Genomic DNA, 14,913 nt, shown 5'->3' with positions numbered 1-14,913 from the left:
CGGCGGTGGTGACAGTGACGAGGACCTCGCTCAAGGACATATGGCGCTGGCTCGCTGAGGTGCCAGATCCGGAGATTCCGGTGATCTCGGTCATCGACCTCGGCATCGTCCGCGACGTCGCCTGGGACGGCGAAACGCTGGTGGTGACGGTGACGCCGACCTATTCGGGTTGCCCCGCCACGACGGCCATCAACCTCGACATCGAACGGGCGCTGAACGAGAAGGGGATCGAAAGCATCAGGCTCGAACGCCGGCTTTCACCCGCCTGGACGACCGACTGGATCACTTCCGAGGGCCGCGAGAAGCTGAAAGCCTATGGCATCGCGCCGCCGATCGACGGCACGGCCGCCGATGGCAGGCTGCTCAAGCGGATCGAGCGCCTCTCCGGCCGTTCGAACCTGACGATCGCCTGTCCCCGCTGCGGCTCCACCCGGACCGAGAAGATCAGCCAGTTCGGCTCGACCCCCTGCAAGGCGAGCTATCGCTGCTCAGACTGTCTTGAACCCTTCGATTATTTCAAGTGCATCTGACCGGATGCCACGAGTGAGGCCCGCTTAAATGGCACGTTTCCACCCCCTTCAAGTCACCGAAGTCCGGCGCGAAACGCGCGATGCCGTGGTCGTGACGCTTCAGCCGCGGGAGGAAGACCGCTCCGCGTTCCATTTCACGCAGGGGCAATATCTGACGTTCCGCCGGATGTTCGACGGCGAGGAATTGCGCCGATCCTATTCGATCTGCGCCGGGCTCGACGAGGGCGTGTTGCGCGTCGGCATCAAGCGCGTGGACGGCGGCTGCTTCTCCACCTGGGCGAATGAGGCGCTTGAGCCCGGCGACACGGTGGAGGCCATGCCGCCGATGGGGGCTTTCTTTACCCCGATCGAGCCGGACGTGGCAAAACACTATCTCGGCGTTGCCGGCGGCAGCGGCATCACGCCAGTGCTGTCGATCATCAAGACGACGCTTTCGCGCGAGCCGCGGTCGGAGTTCACGCTGGTTTATGCCAACCGCCACGTCAGCTCGATCATGTTCCGCGAGGAGCTGGAAGACCTCAAGAACCTCTATCTCGGGCGGCTCTCGGTGCTGCATATCCTCGAGAGCGAGGTGCAGGACATCGATCTCTTCACCGGCCGCCTCGACGCGGCGAAATGCGCGGGCCTGTTCCGCAACTGGATCGACCTGGCGTCGGTCGACACCGCCTTCATCTGCGGCCCGGAGCCGATGATGCTGACGGTCGCCGCCGCGCTGCGCGAACACGGCGTCCGCGACGAGCAGATCAAGTTCGAGCTCTTCGCCTCCTCGCAGCCCGGCCGCCCCCGCCGCAAGGCCGTAAGTGCCGAAAATGCGGACCGGCATGCGACCTGCGAGGCGACCGTGACGCTCGACGGCACGACGCGCAGCTTCACCTTTCCGAAGCAGGGGCAGAGCCTTCTCGAAGCCGCGCTCGAAAACAGGATGGACGCGCCCTATGCCTGCAAGGCGGGGGTCTGTTCCACCTGCCGCGCAAAGGTGATCGAGGGGGAGGTGGAGATGGAGACCAACCACGCACTGGAGGACTACGAGGTGCGCCAGGGCTACGTGCTGACCTGCCAATGCTATCCGCTGAGCGACCGGATCGTCGTCAGCTATGATCAGTGAGGGATGGGAGGAAGCCATGTCCGATACGAAGCCTGATGCGTCCGACACCATGCCGATCGAGGACTATCTCGCCCAAGGCGGCGTGCTCACCTCGCCGGACAATGTGCCGCCACGATACCGCGGCGAGCTCCTGCGGCTGATGGCGAGCTTCGTCGACAGCGAACTCGCCGGCTCGGCCGGCTTCGCCGACGTCATCAACGAAGCACCGGGGATCAAGGAGCGCATCGCGGCGGCGCGGATCGTACTGGAAAAGGCCGATCACGCGGGCCAGGTGCTTGAGATCATGGGCAGCTTCGGCGCCGATACGGCGCGCTATGCAGTCCATCATCCCTGGTCGGCGCGGTTTCCCCGCGATGCCGACATCGGCGCGGAGCGCCGGGGCGGCGACATGCGCCTCTCGGTCCTTCACTATCCGCTTCAAGGCTGGATCGATGCGGTCGTTATGAACGTGCTCATGGGTAAGGCCGTTGTCATCCAGCTCGGTGAACTGGCGCGCGTCTCTTACCAGCCGCTCGCCGAGGTGTTCCGGGTGATCCTGCCGCGCGAGGCTCATCATGCCGAACTCGGCGTCGAGGGGCTGAAGCGCATTGTCGAGACGGAGGAGGGGCGGCGCGCCGCGCGAGAGGCGGTCGCCTATTGGCGTCCGCGGGTCGCCGCGAGCTTCGGGCTTTCGGGCTCCGCCCGTTACGAGATGCTCGCCCGTCTGGGCCTGCGCCACAAACCCAACGAGACGCTGCTCGCCGAATGGCAGGCGGCCGTCGATGCCGAGCTTGCCGCGCTGAATTTGAACTGACGGAAGGAACACCCGATGAACGTACTGGCAGACCGCCCCCGCCGTCTCGAAAGCTATGTCGGCGGCGTCTGGACGCGGGGGGCAAAGGAAGGGGTCGCCTTGCTCGACGCCGCGACAGGCGCGCCGGTGGCGCTGATCGATTCGAGCGGCATCGATTTCGCGGCCGCGCTCGCTTACGGCCGCGAGAAAGCCGGTCCGGTGCTGCGGCGCATGTCGTTCCACGAGCGCGCAGTGATGCTGAAGGCGCTCGCGCAGGCCCTAATGGAGCGCAAGGAGGAGTTCTACGCGCTCTCGACCGCCACCGGCGCCACCCGGACGGATAGCTGGATCGACATCGAAGGCGGCATCGGCACGCTCTTCTCCTATGCCTCGAAGGGGCGTCGGGAGTTGCCGAACACGCGCGTCCTCGTCGACGGCGACATCGAGGCCCTGTCGCGCGATGGAACCTTCTCAGCCCAGCACATCCTGAGCCCGCTTCAGGGGGTGGCGATCCACATCAATGCCTTCAACTTCCCCTGCTGGGGCATGCTGGAGAAGCTGGCGCCGACGCTGCTTGCGGGCATGCCGGCGATCGTCAAACCGGCGAGCCAGACCGCCTATCTCACCGAGCTCATGGTGCGACGGATGCTCGAGACCGGGCTCTTGCCGGAAGGAGCGGTCCAACTCGTCTGCGGCTCCGTCGGAGACCTGCTCGACCATGTCGACGGCCAGGACGTGGTGACCTTCACCGGCTCGGCTGTGACAGGGCGCAAGCTCAAGACCCACCCGGCGATCGTCGAGAATTCGGTGCGCTTCACCATGGAGGCCGACAGCCTCAATGCGGCGGTTCTCGGTCTTGATGCGGCCCCCGGCACGGAGGAATTCGATCTCTTCGTCAAGGAGGTCGCCCGAGAGATGACGGCGAAGGCCGGGCAGAAATGCACCGCCATCCGCCGGGTCATCGCGCCGCGTGCCCACTGCGACGCGCTGGTCGAAGCGCTTGGCGCGCGGCTCGGCAAGATCACGCTCGGCAACCCGGCCGACGAAAGCGTACGCATGGGGCCGTTGGCGAGTCTTGGTCAGCGGGAGGAGGTGCGGGCGCGCATCCGCGATCTCGGCGTCGACGCGGAAATCATCGTCGGGGATCCCGAGAGGGTGCAGGTGGTTTCCGGTGACGCGGAAGCGGGAGCCTTCCTCAATCCCGTCCTTCTCTATTGCGGCAAGCCGGTCACCGCGCGGGCGGTTCACGATGTCGAGGCCTTCGGACCCGTGAGCACCGCCATGCCCTATGACACGGCGGAAGAGGCGGTGGAACTGGTGAAGCGCGGCAAGGGCAGCCTCGTCACCTCCGTCTTCACCAATGATCCCGCCATTACGCAGGAGCTGGTCCTCGGTATGGCGCCGTTTCATGGCCGCGTGATGATCGGCAACCGCTTGAGCGCGAAGTCCTCGACCGGACACGGCTCGCCCATGCCGGGCCTCGTGCATGGCGGCCCGGGCCGGGCGGGCGGCGGCGAGGAACTGGGCGGCATGCGCGGCGTCAAGCATTACATGCAGCGCACCGCCGTTCAGGGTGCGCCGGGCCTCATCTCGGCGGTCACCGGCCGCTGGATCGAGGGTGCGCCGGCACGGGTCGACGGCGAGCATCCCTTCCGCAAGTCGCTCGCGGAACTGCGGATAGGTGATCAGCTCGTGACCGCTACCCGCACCGTGACGCTCGAAGATATCGAGCATTTCGCCAACTTTACCGGCGACACCTTCTACGCCCATATGGACGAGGAGGCGGCGCGCGCCAATCCCTTCTTCGACGGACGCGTCGCCCATGGCTATCTGATCGTCTCCTTCGCCGCCGGTCTCTTCGTCGATCCGGCCCCCGGGCCGGTGCTCGCGAACTACGGCGTCGATAATCTGCGCTTCCTGACGCCGGTCTATCCCGGCGACGTTCTGCAGGTCCGGCTCACCTGCAAGGAGATCAACCCGCGCGCGAATGCCGAGCATGGCGAGGTGCGCTGGGACTGCCGCGTCACCAATCAGACTGGCGCAACCGTCGCGCAATATGATGTACTGACGATGGTGGCGAAGACGAGGAATTAGCGACATGACGACAGAGCAGGATTCGCGGCGCCTGGAAATGACCGTGCTGATGACGCCGGACATGGCGAATTTCAGCGGCAAGGTGCATGGCGGCGCGCTTCTGAACCTGCTCGACCGCGTCGCGTTTTCCTGCGCCTCGCGCTTCTCCAAACAATATGCGGTGACCTTGTCGGTCGACCAGGTGATCTTCAAGGAGCCGATTCATGTCGGCGAGCTGGTCACCTTCCGCGCCTCGATCAACTATGCCGGCCGGACCTCGATGGAGGTCGGCATCCGGGTGGAGGCGGAAAACATCCGTGCCGCCACAAGGCGGCACACGAATTCCTGCTATTTCACCATGGTCGCCGTCGACGACGAGGGCCGCCCGGTGGCGGTCCCGGAATATCATCCCGAGACGCCGACCGACAAACGCCGCCATCAGGCGGCGGAACTCCGCCGTACGCTGAGGCGGGAATTCGCCCACCGGCTGAAGACGGTCGCGGAAACCGGTCGGGACGTAGACGGCGCGGGGGAGTAGGGGGGAATCCGATAACACTGCAAAGCGGTGTTGATACCCCTCTTTGCCCTGCCGATCTCCCCCCTTGTGGGGGGAGATGCCCGGCAGGCAGAGGGGGAGGTGCCGTCCTGGACACCTCGAGATGCTACTTCGCGCGGAAGGTGTGCTCAGCGCACCGCCTTGATGCCTTCGAGGATCAGCGTCGTAGCGACATCGGCATATTCGTCGCGGCTGATTGGGCCGTCGGGGCGGAACCACATATAGACCCAGTTCATCATGCCGAAGAGCGACATGGTGACGGGCATCAGCAGGGGACGGTCCTTGTTGAGGTCTGGATTGATGTCGTTGATCACGGTCGAGAAGCGTTTGACGATGCGCCGCTCGATAGCGTGGATCTCGGCCATCTGCTCGGGCGAGAGCGCGCTCGTGCCGTTCAACTGCACCTTGTGCTGGTCATCGGCGTCGCGATAGTTTTCCAGCACCTGGCGGACAAGCAGCCGCAACCGCTTCTCCGGCGCAAGGTCCGGCCGGTCGGCCGCCTCGATGGCCGCGTCGAGCTCGGCCAGGTGCGTGCGGACGATGTCGAAGATCAGTGCGTCCTTGCTCGGATAATAGTGATAGAGCAGTGCCTTGGACACGTTGCTGTGCGCTGCGATCTGCGCCATCGAGGCTTTTTCCATGCCCATCTCGGCGAAGACCGCGGCGGCGCTCACCAGAATGCCACGCTGTTTTTCCTCAAAGTCGATTGCGCGTGTTCGTGCCATATTGATCCTGCTCTAAAGCAATTCCAGGAAAAGCGTGGAACGGTTTTCCATCCCGGAATAGCGTAGTTCCAACGTATACCTGCTCAATCCCACGAATAAGGGAGGACCGTAAAGTCCTCCCGCAAAGATCGTCCACGACTGTCGGCCCTTATGCCTTGGGTCGATTGTCGACGACCCTTTTTGCCTTGCCCTCGGAGCGTGCGACCCCGCCCGGGTCGTGTACCTCGATTCTCGTGCTGACGCCGACCACACTCTTGATGTGGTGGGCGAGTTCCCTTGACGATCCGGCGCGCGCCGCCTCGTCCGCCGCTTCCCGTGTGCATTCGACATGCACGGTCATGTTGTCCATGCGTCCCGACCGGGTGAGCTCGATCTGGAAATGCGGCGCCAGGCCTCGGCATTTCAGAATCTGTTCCTCGATCTGGGTCGGAAAGACGTTGACGCCGCGCAGGATCATCATGTCGTCCGAGCGCCCGGTGATCTTCTCGATGCGGCGCATGGAGCGCGCCGTCCCGGGCATGAGCCGCGTCAGATCGCGCGTGCGATAGCGGATCATCGGCAGGCCTTCCTTGGTAAGCGTCGTGAAGACCAGTTCGCCCATCTGGCCGTCGGGCAGCACCTCGCCGGTCATCGGATCGATGATCTCGGGATAGAAGTGATCCTCCCAGACATGCAAGCCGTCCTTCGTCTCCACGCATTCATTGGCAACCCCCGGTCCCATCACTTCCGAGAGACCGTAGATGTCGACGGCGTGCATGTTGAAAGCGTGCTCGATCTCCTCGCGCATGGCATTGGTCCACGGCTCGGCGCCGAAGATGCCGACGGCGAGCGAGCTTTCGCGCGGATCTCTCCCCTGGCGGCGGAACTCGTCGAGGATCGAGAGCATGTAGGACGGGGTCACCATGATGATGCGCGGCTTGAAGTCCGCCATCAGGGTCACCTGCCGCTCGGTCATGCCGCCAGAGATCGGCACGACGGTACAGCCGAGCTTCTCGGCGCCGTAATGCGCACCGAGGCCGCCGGTGAAGAGGCCGTAGCCATAGGCGACGTGGACGATGTCGCCCGGCCTGCCGCCGGAGGCACGGATCGAGCGCGCGACGACGCTCGCCCAGGTGTCGATGTCGTTCAGCGTATAGCCGACCACGGTCGGCTTGCCGGTGGTGCCCGAAGAGGCGTGGATGCGGCAGAGCTTCTCGCGCGGAACGGCGAACATGCCGAAGGGATAGGTCTCGCGCAGGTCCTGCTTGGTCGTGAAGGGAAATTTCGCGAGGTCGGCGAGCGACTTCAGGTCGGACGGATGCACGCCGGCCGCATCGAAGCGGGCGCGATAGAAGGGCGAATTCTCATAGGCATGGGCGATCGACCATTTCATGCGCTCGAGCTGGAGGCCCGCAATCTCGTCGCGGGAGGCGGTTTCGATCGGGTCGAGATCGCCGGGACGGGGTGAAAGGTCTTCCATGAATATCTCCTCCAAGAATTTCCTCCCGCATGACGCCCGCGGCACCGAGCCGCGGCAAATCATGCAGCATTTCAAAGCATTGCGGCGGCCTTCACGCTTCTGAAGCGTCGGCGTCGTGCTGCGCGTCCTCTGGCTGCGGCAGATGCGCGCCCTTGACGGTGCGTGAATGGCCGCGGAACTCGGCGATGTGTTCGCCGCGCTGGTTGGCAATGCGGATATCGTAGATGCCGCCGCGACCGCGTCGCGAGACTTCGTGCGCCGTCGCGGTCAGCCGGTCGCCCTCGAAGGCCGGAGCGATATAGGTCACCGAGCAGTGCTGGGCGACGGCGCGCTGGTTATAGCTGTTGCAGGCGAAGGCGAAAGCGGAATCGGCGAGCGTGAAGATGTAGCCGCCGTGGCAGGTGCCGTGGCCGTTGGTCATCTCCGGCGTGATCGTCATCGACAGCGTCGCCGCACCCGGTGCGATATGATCGATTGTCATGCCGAGCCGCTGCGAGGCCTGGTCGTCGTCCCACATCACACGGGCGCAGGCATTCGCCAATTCTTCGGCTGTCATTCTCCCCGCGTCCATCATCTGCCCTTGAATTCCGGTTTGCGCTTTTCCAGGAAGGCCGTCACGCCCTCGGCATAGTCGGCGCTCAGGCCGGCCTCGCGCTGCAGGTCACGCTCGAGGTCGAGCTGCTCGTTCAAGGAATTGGTGGCAGCCGCGTGGATCGCCCGCTTGGTCATGCCGAGACCCTTGGTCGGGCCGGCGGCGAGGCGTGCGGCAAGGGCCGACGCCTCGTCCATCAGTGCCGCGTCATCCACCGCGCGCCAGATCAGGCCCCAGTTGGCCGCCGTTTCGGCGTCGAGCGGTTCCGCCGTCATCGCCAGCGCCTTGGCGCGCGCCTCGCCGATCAACCGGGTGAGGCTCCAGGTTCCGCCGGAATCGGGCACCAGCCCGATCTTGGCGAAGGCCTGGATGAAGCGGGCGGAGCGGGCGGCAAGGGTGATGTCGCAGGCAAAGGCGATGTTGGCGCCGGCGCCCGCCGCCACCCCGTTGACGGCGCAGACGACCGGCTTTTCGAGGCCGCGGATCAGCCTTAGGAGCGGGTTGTAGAAGGTCTCTATCGTGTGGCCGAGGTCCGGCGTGCCGCCCTTGCGGGGGTCACGATCGCCGAGATCCTGACCAGCCGAGAAGCCGCGTCCGGCGCCGGTTAGCAAAACGGCACGCACAGTGCCGTCTGAGTGGGCGCGCTCGAAGCCGGCGCGCAGCGCCAGATGCATTTCCTCGTTGAAGGCATTGAGCTTGTCGGGGCGGTTGAGCGTCAGGCGCAGCACGCCATCTGCAAGCGCCGACAGAACGGTGTCGGATTCGGACATGATCCCTCCCTGCCGCCATGCCGATCGGCGGCTCTAAAAAAACTCTTGCATAAACCGACCGGTCAGTCAATGATAAACGCACCACCAGGGAGGAACGGACATGGGCGACCTATTCGACCGGCATCGCACGACGCTTGGCGCGGCATTGCAAGCGGCGCAGGATCGCGGTTACTGGTCCGCCTTTCCCGAAGTGCCGAGCGGCAAAGTATATGGGGAAACGGCCAAAGAGGATGGTCTTTCCGCTTATCGGGCGCGTCTCGGCAGGCCTTTCGAGTTGCCCGGCCATCCAGGTATGAAGGCGGTTGGCCAGGAAGTCTCGCCCTATGGCTTCGCGCTCGGCATCACTTACCCGGCCGCCGATGCGGAAACTCTTGTTGCCGCTTCTCAGAGTGCGGCGCCTGCCTGGGCCGGTGCTTCGCCGGAGATCCGGGTCGGCGTTTGCCTCGAAATTCTCGCGCGGCTCAACCGCATGAGCTTCGAGATGGCGAATGCCGTCATGCACACGACGGGCCAGGCCTTCGCCATGGCCTTTCAGGCGGGCGGCCCACATGCCCAGGATCGCGGCCTCGAGGCCGTCGCCTATGCCTGGGCCGAGATGACGCGCACGCCGGCACGCGCAACCTGGGTGAAGCCCCAGGGCAAGGGCGAGCCGATCGTGATCGAGAAGCATTGGCGCATCGTGCCGCGCGGCATATCGCTCGTCATCGGCTGCCAGACCTTCCCGACGTGGAACAGCTATCCGGGCCTGTTCGCGAGTCTCGCCACCGGCAACACGTTGATCGTCAAGCCGCATCCGGGCGCCATCCTGCCGTTGGCGCTTACGGTCCAAGTGGCGTGCGAAGTTCTTGCCGAAGAGGGATTTCCCGCCGATATCGTCCTGCTCGCCGCTGACGAAGCGGGTGCGGAGATCACCCGCGATCTCGTGCAGCACCCCGCAGTGGCGATAATCGACTACACCGGCTCTAATGCCTTCGGCGATTGGGTAAGCGAGAATGCAGCGACGCGGCAGGTCTATACCGAAGAGGCTGGCGTCAACTCGATCGTGATCGGCGCAACCGACGATTTCGCCGGCATGTGCGCCAATATCGCCTTCTCGCTGTCGCTCTATAGCGGCCAGATGTGCACCGCGCCGCAGAACATCTACGTTCCGCGCGGCGGGATTGAGACGAACGAAGGGCCGAAGAATTTCGATGCGATCGCGGCGGGGGTCGCCGCAGCGGTCGACGCGCTGCTTTCCGATCCGGCCCGCGCCGCCGGCGTGTGCGGCGCCATTGCCAATCCTGCGACGCTCGCGCGGGTCGAGGCGGCGCGCGGCCTTGGCCGGCTCGTGCGCGACTCGGCTCCACTTACGGGTGTGGAAGGGGCACGCACCGCGACACCCATGATCCTCGCCGTGGATGGCGATCAGACCCCGGCGTACGAGGAGGAGCGTTTCGGCCCTATCGCCTTCGTCATCGCCGTGGAGAATGCTGCTGAGGGCATCGCGCGTGCAGCCGGCCTTGCCCACCGCAAGGGCGCCATCACCGCAGCACTTTACGAGACCGACGACGCGCGCATTGCCGCGGCCGCCGATGCCTTTGCGGCCGCGGGCGTCAACCTGTCGGTCAATCTCACCGGCGGGATCTTCGTCAATCAGAGCGCTGCCTTCAGCGATTTCCACGTGACCGGCGCCAATCCCGCCGGCAATGCCTGCCTGACGGACACTGCCTTTGTCGCCAATCGCTTCCGCGTCGCCATGTGGCGCCGCCCGATGGCAGCGTGAGCGAGCCTCGATCTTAACCTGCACTCTTGGGAGGAGATGCTGACATGAGACTCACCAACACCACCGCGTTCGCCGGAACGCTGGCGCTCGTTCTCGGGCTTGCGGCGCCGGCGATGGCAGAGATCCGCATCGGCGCGACGCTGTCGGAGACCGGCCCTGCCGCTTTCCTCGGCGACCCGGAGGCCAAGACGCTGAAGCTGCTCGTCGACGAGATCAACGCCGCCGGCGGCGTCAACGGCGAGAAGATCGAACTGATCGTCTATGACGACGGCGGCGACCCGAGCAAGGCGCGCACCTTCGCGACCCGCCTCGTCGAGGACGACGAGGTCGTTGCCGTCATCGGCGGCACCACGACCGGGACGTCCATGGCGATCCTGCAGGTCTTCGAGGATGCGGAGATTCCCTTCATCTCGCTCGCCGGCGCCATCGAGATCATCGATCCGGTCCGTCCCTTCACCTTCAAGACGCCGCACACCGATCGCATGGCTTGCGCCAAGATCTTCGAGGACATGAAGGCGCGGGGTCTCACCAAGATCGGCATGATCTCGGGCTCCGACGGCTTCGGTGCATCGATGCGCAAGCAGTGCCTTGAGATCGTCGGCGACTACGGCATCGAGGTGCTTGCCGACGAAACGTACGCCCCGGCCGACGCCGACATGACGCCACAGCTCACCAACATCAAGGGAGGCGCAGGCGTCCAGGCGATCTTGAACGCCGGCTTCGGTCAGGGACCGGCGATCGTCACCCGCAATTGCGCTCAACTCGCCGTCGGCTTGCCGCTCTATCAGTCGCACGGTGTCGCCTCCGACGGGTTCATTGAACTCGCGGGCGCATCGGCCGCCGAGGGTGTCCGCCTGCCGGGTACGGCACTGCTCGTGGCGAAGCTTCTTCCCGAAAGCGATCCGCAGCGCCCGGTCGTCACAGCCTACAAGGCGAGCTACGAAACCGCGACAGGCAAGCCGGTCTCCACTTTCGGCGGCTACGCGCATGATGCGCTGCGCATCCTCGTCGATGCGCTGAACCGCGCCGGCAAGGCGGAGCCGCAGGCGATCCGCGACGCGATCGAGGAGACGTCCGGCCTCGTCGGCACCACCGGCACCGTCACCATGTCCGGCGAGGATCATCTCGGCCTCGACCTCAGCGCCTTCCGGATGCTCGAAATCAAGGACGGCGGCTGGAAGCTCGTCGAATAACCAGTAATCGGTCAAGTGCCGGGCGCGCTAAGCGCGCTCCGGGTGATTGCGGCGTGCCGAAGCGGAGGCATCCATGCCCGAACTCATGCAATTCCTCTTGTCCGGGATAACGGTCGGCGCAGTCTACGCGCTGGTCGCCCTCGGCTTCACCATCATCTACAACGCATCCGATGTCGTGAACTTCGCCCAGGGCGAGTTCGTGATGCTCGGCGGCATGTTCACCGTCTTTGCCTTCGAGGCGGGACTGCCGCTGCCGCTCGCAGCACTCCTTGCGATCATCGCCACGGCGGCGATCGGTGTGGCGCTCAACAAGCTCGCCATCGAGCCGGCGCGCGGCGCGCCGGTCGTCTCGCTGATCATCATCACCATCGGCGCTTCGATCTTCATCCGCGGACTCACTCAGACCGCCTTCGACAAGCAGCTTCACCGGTTTCCCGCCTTTTCAGGCGACACGCCGATTGCGATCGCGGGGGCGACGATCCTGCCGCAGAGCCTCTGGGTAATTACAGGGGCGCTCGCGATCTTCGTCGGCCTCTGGCTGTTCTTCACCCGCACGCTAACCGGCCGGGCGGTGCTCGCCACCGCCAACAACCGCATCGCCGCGCAACTCGTCGGCATCAACACCAAATACGTCATGACGCTGAGCTTCGCGCTTTCGGCGGCGATCGGCGCGCTCGCCGGTGTGCTCGTCACGCCTATCACGCTCACCGGCTACGACATCGGCATAGCGCTCGCGCTGAAGGGGTTCGCCGCGGCCATGCTCGGCGGCATGGGCAATCCCAAGGGTGCGCTGGTGGGCGGTCTGCTGCTCGGCGTCATCGAGGCGATGACCGCCGGCTATCTGAGCTCGCAATACAAGGATGCGGCCGCTTTCGTCATCATCCTCGCGGTGCTCTTCGCCATGCCGCAAGGCCTCTTCGGCCGGCAATCAACGGATCGGGTGTAGCCATGCGGTTCTCGTCGAAGACAACCACTCTCATCATGCTTGCCGCGCTGATCGCGGTGGCGCCGATCTTCTTTCCCTCGTCCTATTATTTTCGCGTCGGCTCGCTGATCTTCGTTAACGGCCTTGCTGTCACGGGGCTCGTGGTCCTCACCGGCTATGCGGGCCAGATCAGCCTCGGCCATGCGGGCTTCGTCGGCGTCGGCGCCTATGCCTGTGCTTTGGCCCCGGTCCATCTCGGCCTCAATCCGCTCCTTGCCGCCGTGGTCGGTGCCGCGCTCTCCGGGGCGATCGCCTGGCTCGTCGGGCGACCGATTCTGCGCTTGAAGGGCTACTATCTGGCGGTGGCGAGCCTCGGCCTCGGGGCGCTGGTGTCGATGGTGCTCGCCAACGAGGCGCAATTGACGGGCGGTCCCGACGGCATGGCGGTCCCCGATCCGGGGTTGAGAGCCCTCCTCAAATCGGCTGGCCTCGACCTTTCCAATTCTGCCTTCTGGTACGCCTTCTCGGGCGTCGCTTTGGTCGTCGGCGCGTGGCTCGCGCTGAATCTCCATCACAGCCCCACCGGACGGGCCCTGCGCGCGCTCCATGGATCGGAGGTCGCCGCCCGCACCGTCGGGGTCGATGTGGCCCGCTTGAAGCTGCAGGCCTTCGTCATTTCCGCCGTCTACGCCTCTTTTTCCGGCTCGCTGCTCGCGCTTCAGAACAAGTTCATCACGCCGGATGTGGCGGGCTACATGCATTCGATCGAGCTGGTCACCATGACCGTGCTCGGCGGAGCCGGTTCCGTCCTCGGCGCGATCGGCGGCGCGATGATCCTGACGACGCTGCCGCAGGTGCTCACCGTGTTCCAGGAATACGAGCAGGTCATGCTCGGCCTCGTCATGATGCTGGTGATGATCTTCATGCGCGATGGCCTCCTGCCGAGCCTTGCGCGCAATATCCGGGGGAGGGGGAAATGAGCCTGCTTCAGGTCGAAGGACTGGGCATCGTTTTCGGCGGCGTGCGCGCCGTACACGATGTCAGCTTTTCTTTGGGTGCCGGCGAGATCTTGTCGGTAATCGGCCCGAACGGCGCCGGCAAGACGACGCTCTTCAACATGATCTCCGGCGTCTATCGCCCGGGGCGTGGAATTGTGAGGCTCGCCGGCGAGGACGTGACCGGCATGGAGCCGCATCTGCTCGCGCGGCGCGGCCTTTCCCGCACCTTCCAGAACCTGCAGATCTTCCAGGCGATGACCGTGCTGGAGAATGCAATCGCCGGCCATCACTTGCATGAGAAGGGGCCGGTGCTTGCCGATCTCTTCAGCCTCCCCTCCTCGCGCCGCCGGGCCTGGGGGGCGGAAGTGAGCGCGCGCAAGCTGCTCGACCGGGTCGGCCTCGGCCGCGCGGCATCCCAGGAGGCGGGTTCGCTTTCCTACGGCGCGCTGAAGCGGCTCGAGATCGCCCGCGCGCTGGCGCTTAAACCCCGCATCCTCCTTCTCGACGAACCGGCCGCCGGCTGCAACGCCGTCGAGACGGAGGAGATCGACCGGCTGATCGCCGAAGTTGCGGCCGAAGGTGTCGCGATCCTTCTCGTGGAACACGATATGAAGATGGTGATGCGCATCTCCAACCATATCGTCGTTCTGGATCACGGCGAGAAGATCGCCGAAGGCGAGCCGGCAAAGGTCTCGCGCGATCCGCGCGTGATCGAGGCCTATCTCGGGCCGCAAACGAAGGAGGCGGTCGATGCTCACGGTTGAGGGATTGCGCTCGCGCTACGGGCGCATCGAGGTCCTGCATGGCATCGATCTCGAAATCGGTTCAGGCGAGATCGTCGCGGTGGTCGGCGCCAACGGGGCCGGCAAGACGACGCTTCTGCGCTGCCTTTCCGGCATCCAGCCGATTTCGGGCGGATCGATCGTTTTTCGCGGCGAGACGCTGACGGCGGTCCCCGCCCATCGCCGGCTTGAGCGCGGTCTGGCACAATCGCCCGAGGGCCGGCAGATCTTCACCAACCTCACGGTCGAGGAAAATCTCCGCCTCGGCGCCTATCTCTTCTCCGACGACCGGGTGGAGCGTGACATGGAGGATTCCTTCGCCATGTTTCCGGTGCTGAAGGAAAAGCGTAACCTCGCCGCCGGCGGCCTTTCGGGCGGCCAGCAGCAGATGCTGGCGATCGCCCGGGCGCTGATGGGGCGGCCATCCTGCCTGCTCCTTGACGAGCCGAGCATGGGGCTGGCGCCGATCCTGGTGCAGCAGATCTTCGACGTCGTCAAAGGCCTGCGTACGCTCGACGTTACCGTTCTCCTCGTCGAGCAGAACGCCTTCGGCGCGCTCTCGATCGCCGATCGCGGCTACGTGATGGAGACGGGCCGTATAACCATGACCGGTCTGGCCGCCGACCTTATCGCCGACGAACGAATCCGTGAAGCCTATCTGGGAATCTAGC

Annotated in this window: 15 protein-coding genes; 11 read left to right on the top strand and 4 right to left on the bottom strand. The window is 65.1% G+C overall.

Annotated features, from left to right (window positions below; translation table 11 throughout):
* Positions 1–5: 5 nt before the first annotated feature.
* Genes paaD through M728_RS23630 form a run of 5 tightly spaced genes read left to right on the top strand, consistent with a single transcriptional unit; the run spans position 6 to position 5,018 of the window.
* On the top strand, positions 6–530 hold the full coding sequence (gene paaD, locus M728_RS23650; protein WP_026620809.1) for a 1,2-phenylacetyl-CoA epoxidase subunit PaaD: 525 nt from the start codon (positions 6–8) through the stop codon (positions 528–530).
* Between the two features lie 28 nt (positions 531–558).
* On the top strand, positions 559–1,635 hold the full coding sequence (gene paaE / locus M728_RS23645) for a 1,2-phenylacetyl-CoA epoxidase subunit PaaE (protein WP_026620808.1): 1,077 nt from the start codon (positions 559–561) through the stop codon (positions 1,633–1,635).
* 16 nt (positions 1,636–1,651) lie between these two features.
* Positions 1,652–2,428: a Phenylacetic acid catabolic protein gene (locus tag M728_RS23640; protein ID WP_026620807.1), complete on the top strand. Its 777-nt coding sequence runs from the start codon at positions 1,652–1,654 to the stop codon at positions 2,426–2,428.
* A 15-nt stretch (positions 2,429–2,443) separates the two neighbouring features.
* Positions 2,444–4,501 carry a phenylacetic acid degradation bifunctional protein PaaZ gene (gene paaZ / locus M728_RS23635; RefSeq protein ID WP_026620806.1) on the top strand — a complete coding sequence of 686 codons (2,058 nt, stop codon included), beginning with the start codon at positions 2,444–2,446 and terminating at the stop codon, positions 4,499–4,501.
* Positions 4,502–4,505: 4 nt separating this feature from the next.
* On the top strand, positions 4,506–5,018 hold the full coding sequence (locus tag M728_RS23630) for an acyl-CoA thioesterase (protein WP_026620805.1): 513 nt from the start codon (positions 4,506–4,508) through the stop codon (positions 5,016–5,018).
* 146 nt (positions 5,019–5,164) lie between these two features.
* Here M728_RS23630 and M728_RS23625 read toward each other — a convergent pair whose 3' ends face one another.
* From M728_RS23625 to paaG, 4 genes are all read right to left on the bottom strand, one after another.
* Positions 5,165–5,761 carry a TetR/AcrR family transcriptional regulator gene (locus M728_RS23625; protein WP_026620804.1) on the bottom strand — a complete coding sequence of 199 codons (597 nt, stop codon included), beginning with the start codon at positions 5,759–5,761 and terminating at the stop codon, positions 5,165–5,167.
* A gap of 148 nt (positions 5,762–5,909) precedes the next feature.
* Entirely contained in the window at positions 5,910–7,220 is a 1,311-nt protein-coding gene (gene paaK, locus M728_RS23620; RefSeq protein WP_026620803.1) for a phenylacetate--CoA ligase PaaK, read from the bottom strand.
* 91 nt (positions 7,221–7,311) lie between these two features.
* Complete coding sequence (paaI, locus tag M728_RS23615; RefSeq protein ID WP_026620802.1) at positions 7,312–7,794, bottom strand: hydroxyphenylacetyl-CoA thioesterase PaaI; 483 nt, start codon at positions 7,792–7,794, stop codon at positions 7,312–7,314.
* Positions 7,791–8,582 (bottom strand): 2-(1,2-epoxy-1,2-dihydrophenyl)acetyl-CoA isomerase PaaG, encoded by a 792-nt coding sequence (gene paaG, locus M728_RS23610; protein WP_026620801.1) that lies wholly within the window; start codon positions 8,580–8,582, stop codon positions 7,791–7,793. Before paaG ends, paaI begins: the two co-directional genes overlap by 4 nt.
* Before the next feature lie 100 nt (positions 8,583–8,682).
* Between paaG and paaN the strand changes: the two genes are divergently transcribed.
* From paaN to M728_RS23580, 6 genes are all read left to right on the top strand, one after another.
* Positions 8,683–10,344 carry a phenylacetic acid degradation protein PaaN gene (gene paaN / locus M728_RS23605; RefSeq protein ID WP_026620800.1) on the top strand — a complete coding sequence of 554 codons (1,662 nt, stop codon included), beginning with the start codon at positions 8,683–8,685 and terminating at the stop codon, positions 10,342–10,344.
* Positions 10,345–10,388: 44 nt separating this feature from the next.
* The gene (locus M728_RS23600; protein ID WP_026620799.1) at positions 10,389–11,537 is read left to right on the top strand and encodes an ABC transporter substrate-binding protein; all 1,149 of its coding nucleotides are present in this window, start codon (positions 10,389–10,391) and stop codon (positions 11,535–11,537) included.
* A 73-nt stretch (positions 11,538–11,610) separates the two neighbouring features.
* On the top strand, positions 11,611–12,483 hold the full coding sequence (locus M728_RS23595; protein ID WP_026620798.1) for a branched-chain amino acid ABC transporter permease: 873 nt from the start codon (positions 11,611–11,613) through the stop codon (positions 12,481–12,483).
* 2 nt (positions 12,484–12,485) lie between these two features.
* A complete protein-coding gene (locus M728_RS23590) occupies positions 12,486–13,442 on the top strand; it encodes a branched-chain amino acid ABC transporter permease (RefSeq protein ID WP_026620797.1) in 957 nt (318 codons plus the stop codon).
* A complete protein-coding gene (locus M728_RS23585; RefSeq protein WP_026620796.1) occupies positions 13,439–14,224 on the top strand; it encodes an ABC transporter ATP-binding protein in 786 nt (261 codons plus the stop codon). Before M728_RS23590 ends, M728_RS23585 begins: the two co-directional genes overlap by 4 nt.
* Positions 14,211–14,912 (top strand): ABC transporter ATP-binding protein, encoded by a 702-nt coding sequence (locus M728_RS23580; RefSeq protein ID WP_026620795.1) that lies wholly within the window; start codon positions 14,211–14,213, stop codon positions 14,910–14,912. Before M728_RS23585 ends, M728_RS23580 begins: the two co-directional genes overlap by 14 nt.
* Position 14,913: the final 1 nt, after the last annotated feature.

The organism is Ensifer sp. WSM1721, assembly GCF_000513895.2.
Lineage (GTDB): Bacteria > Pseudomonadota > Alphaproteobacteria > Rhizobiales > Rhizobiaceae > Sinorhizobium.
This window is presented reverse-complemented; position numbering and strand designations above follow the sequence as displayed.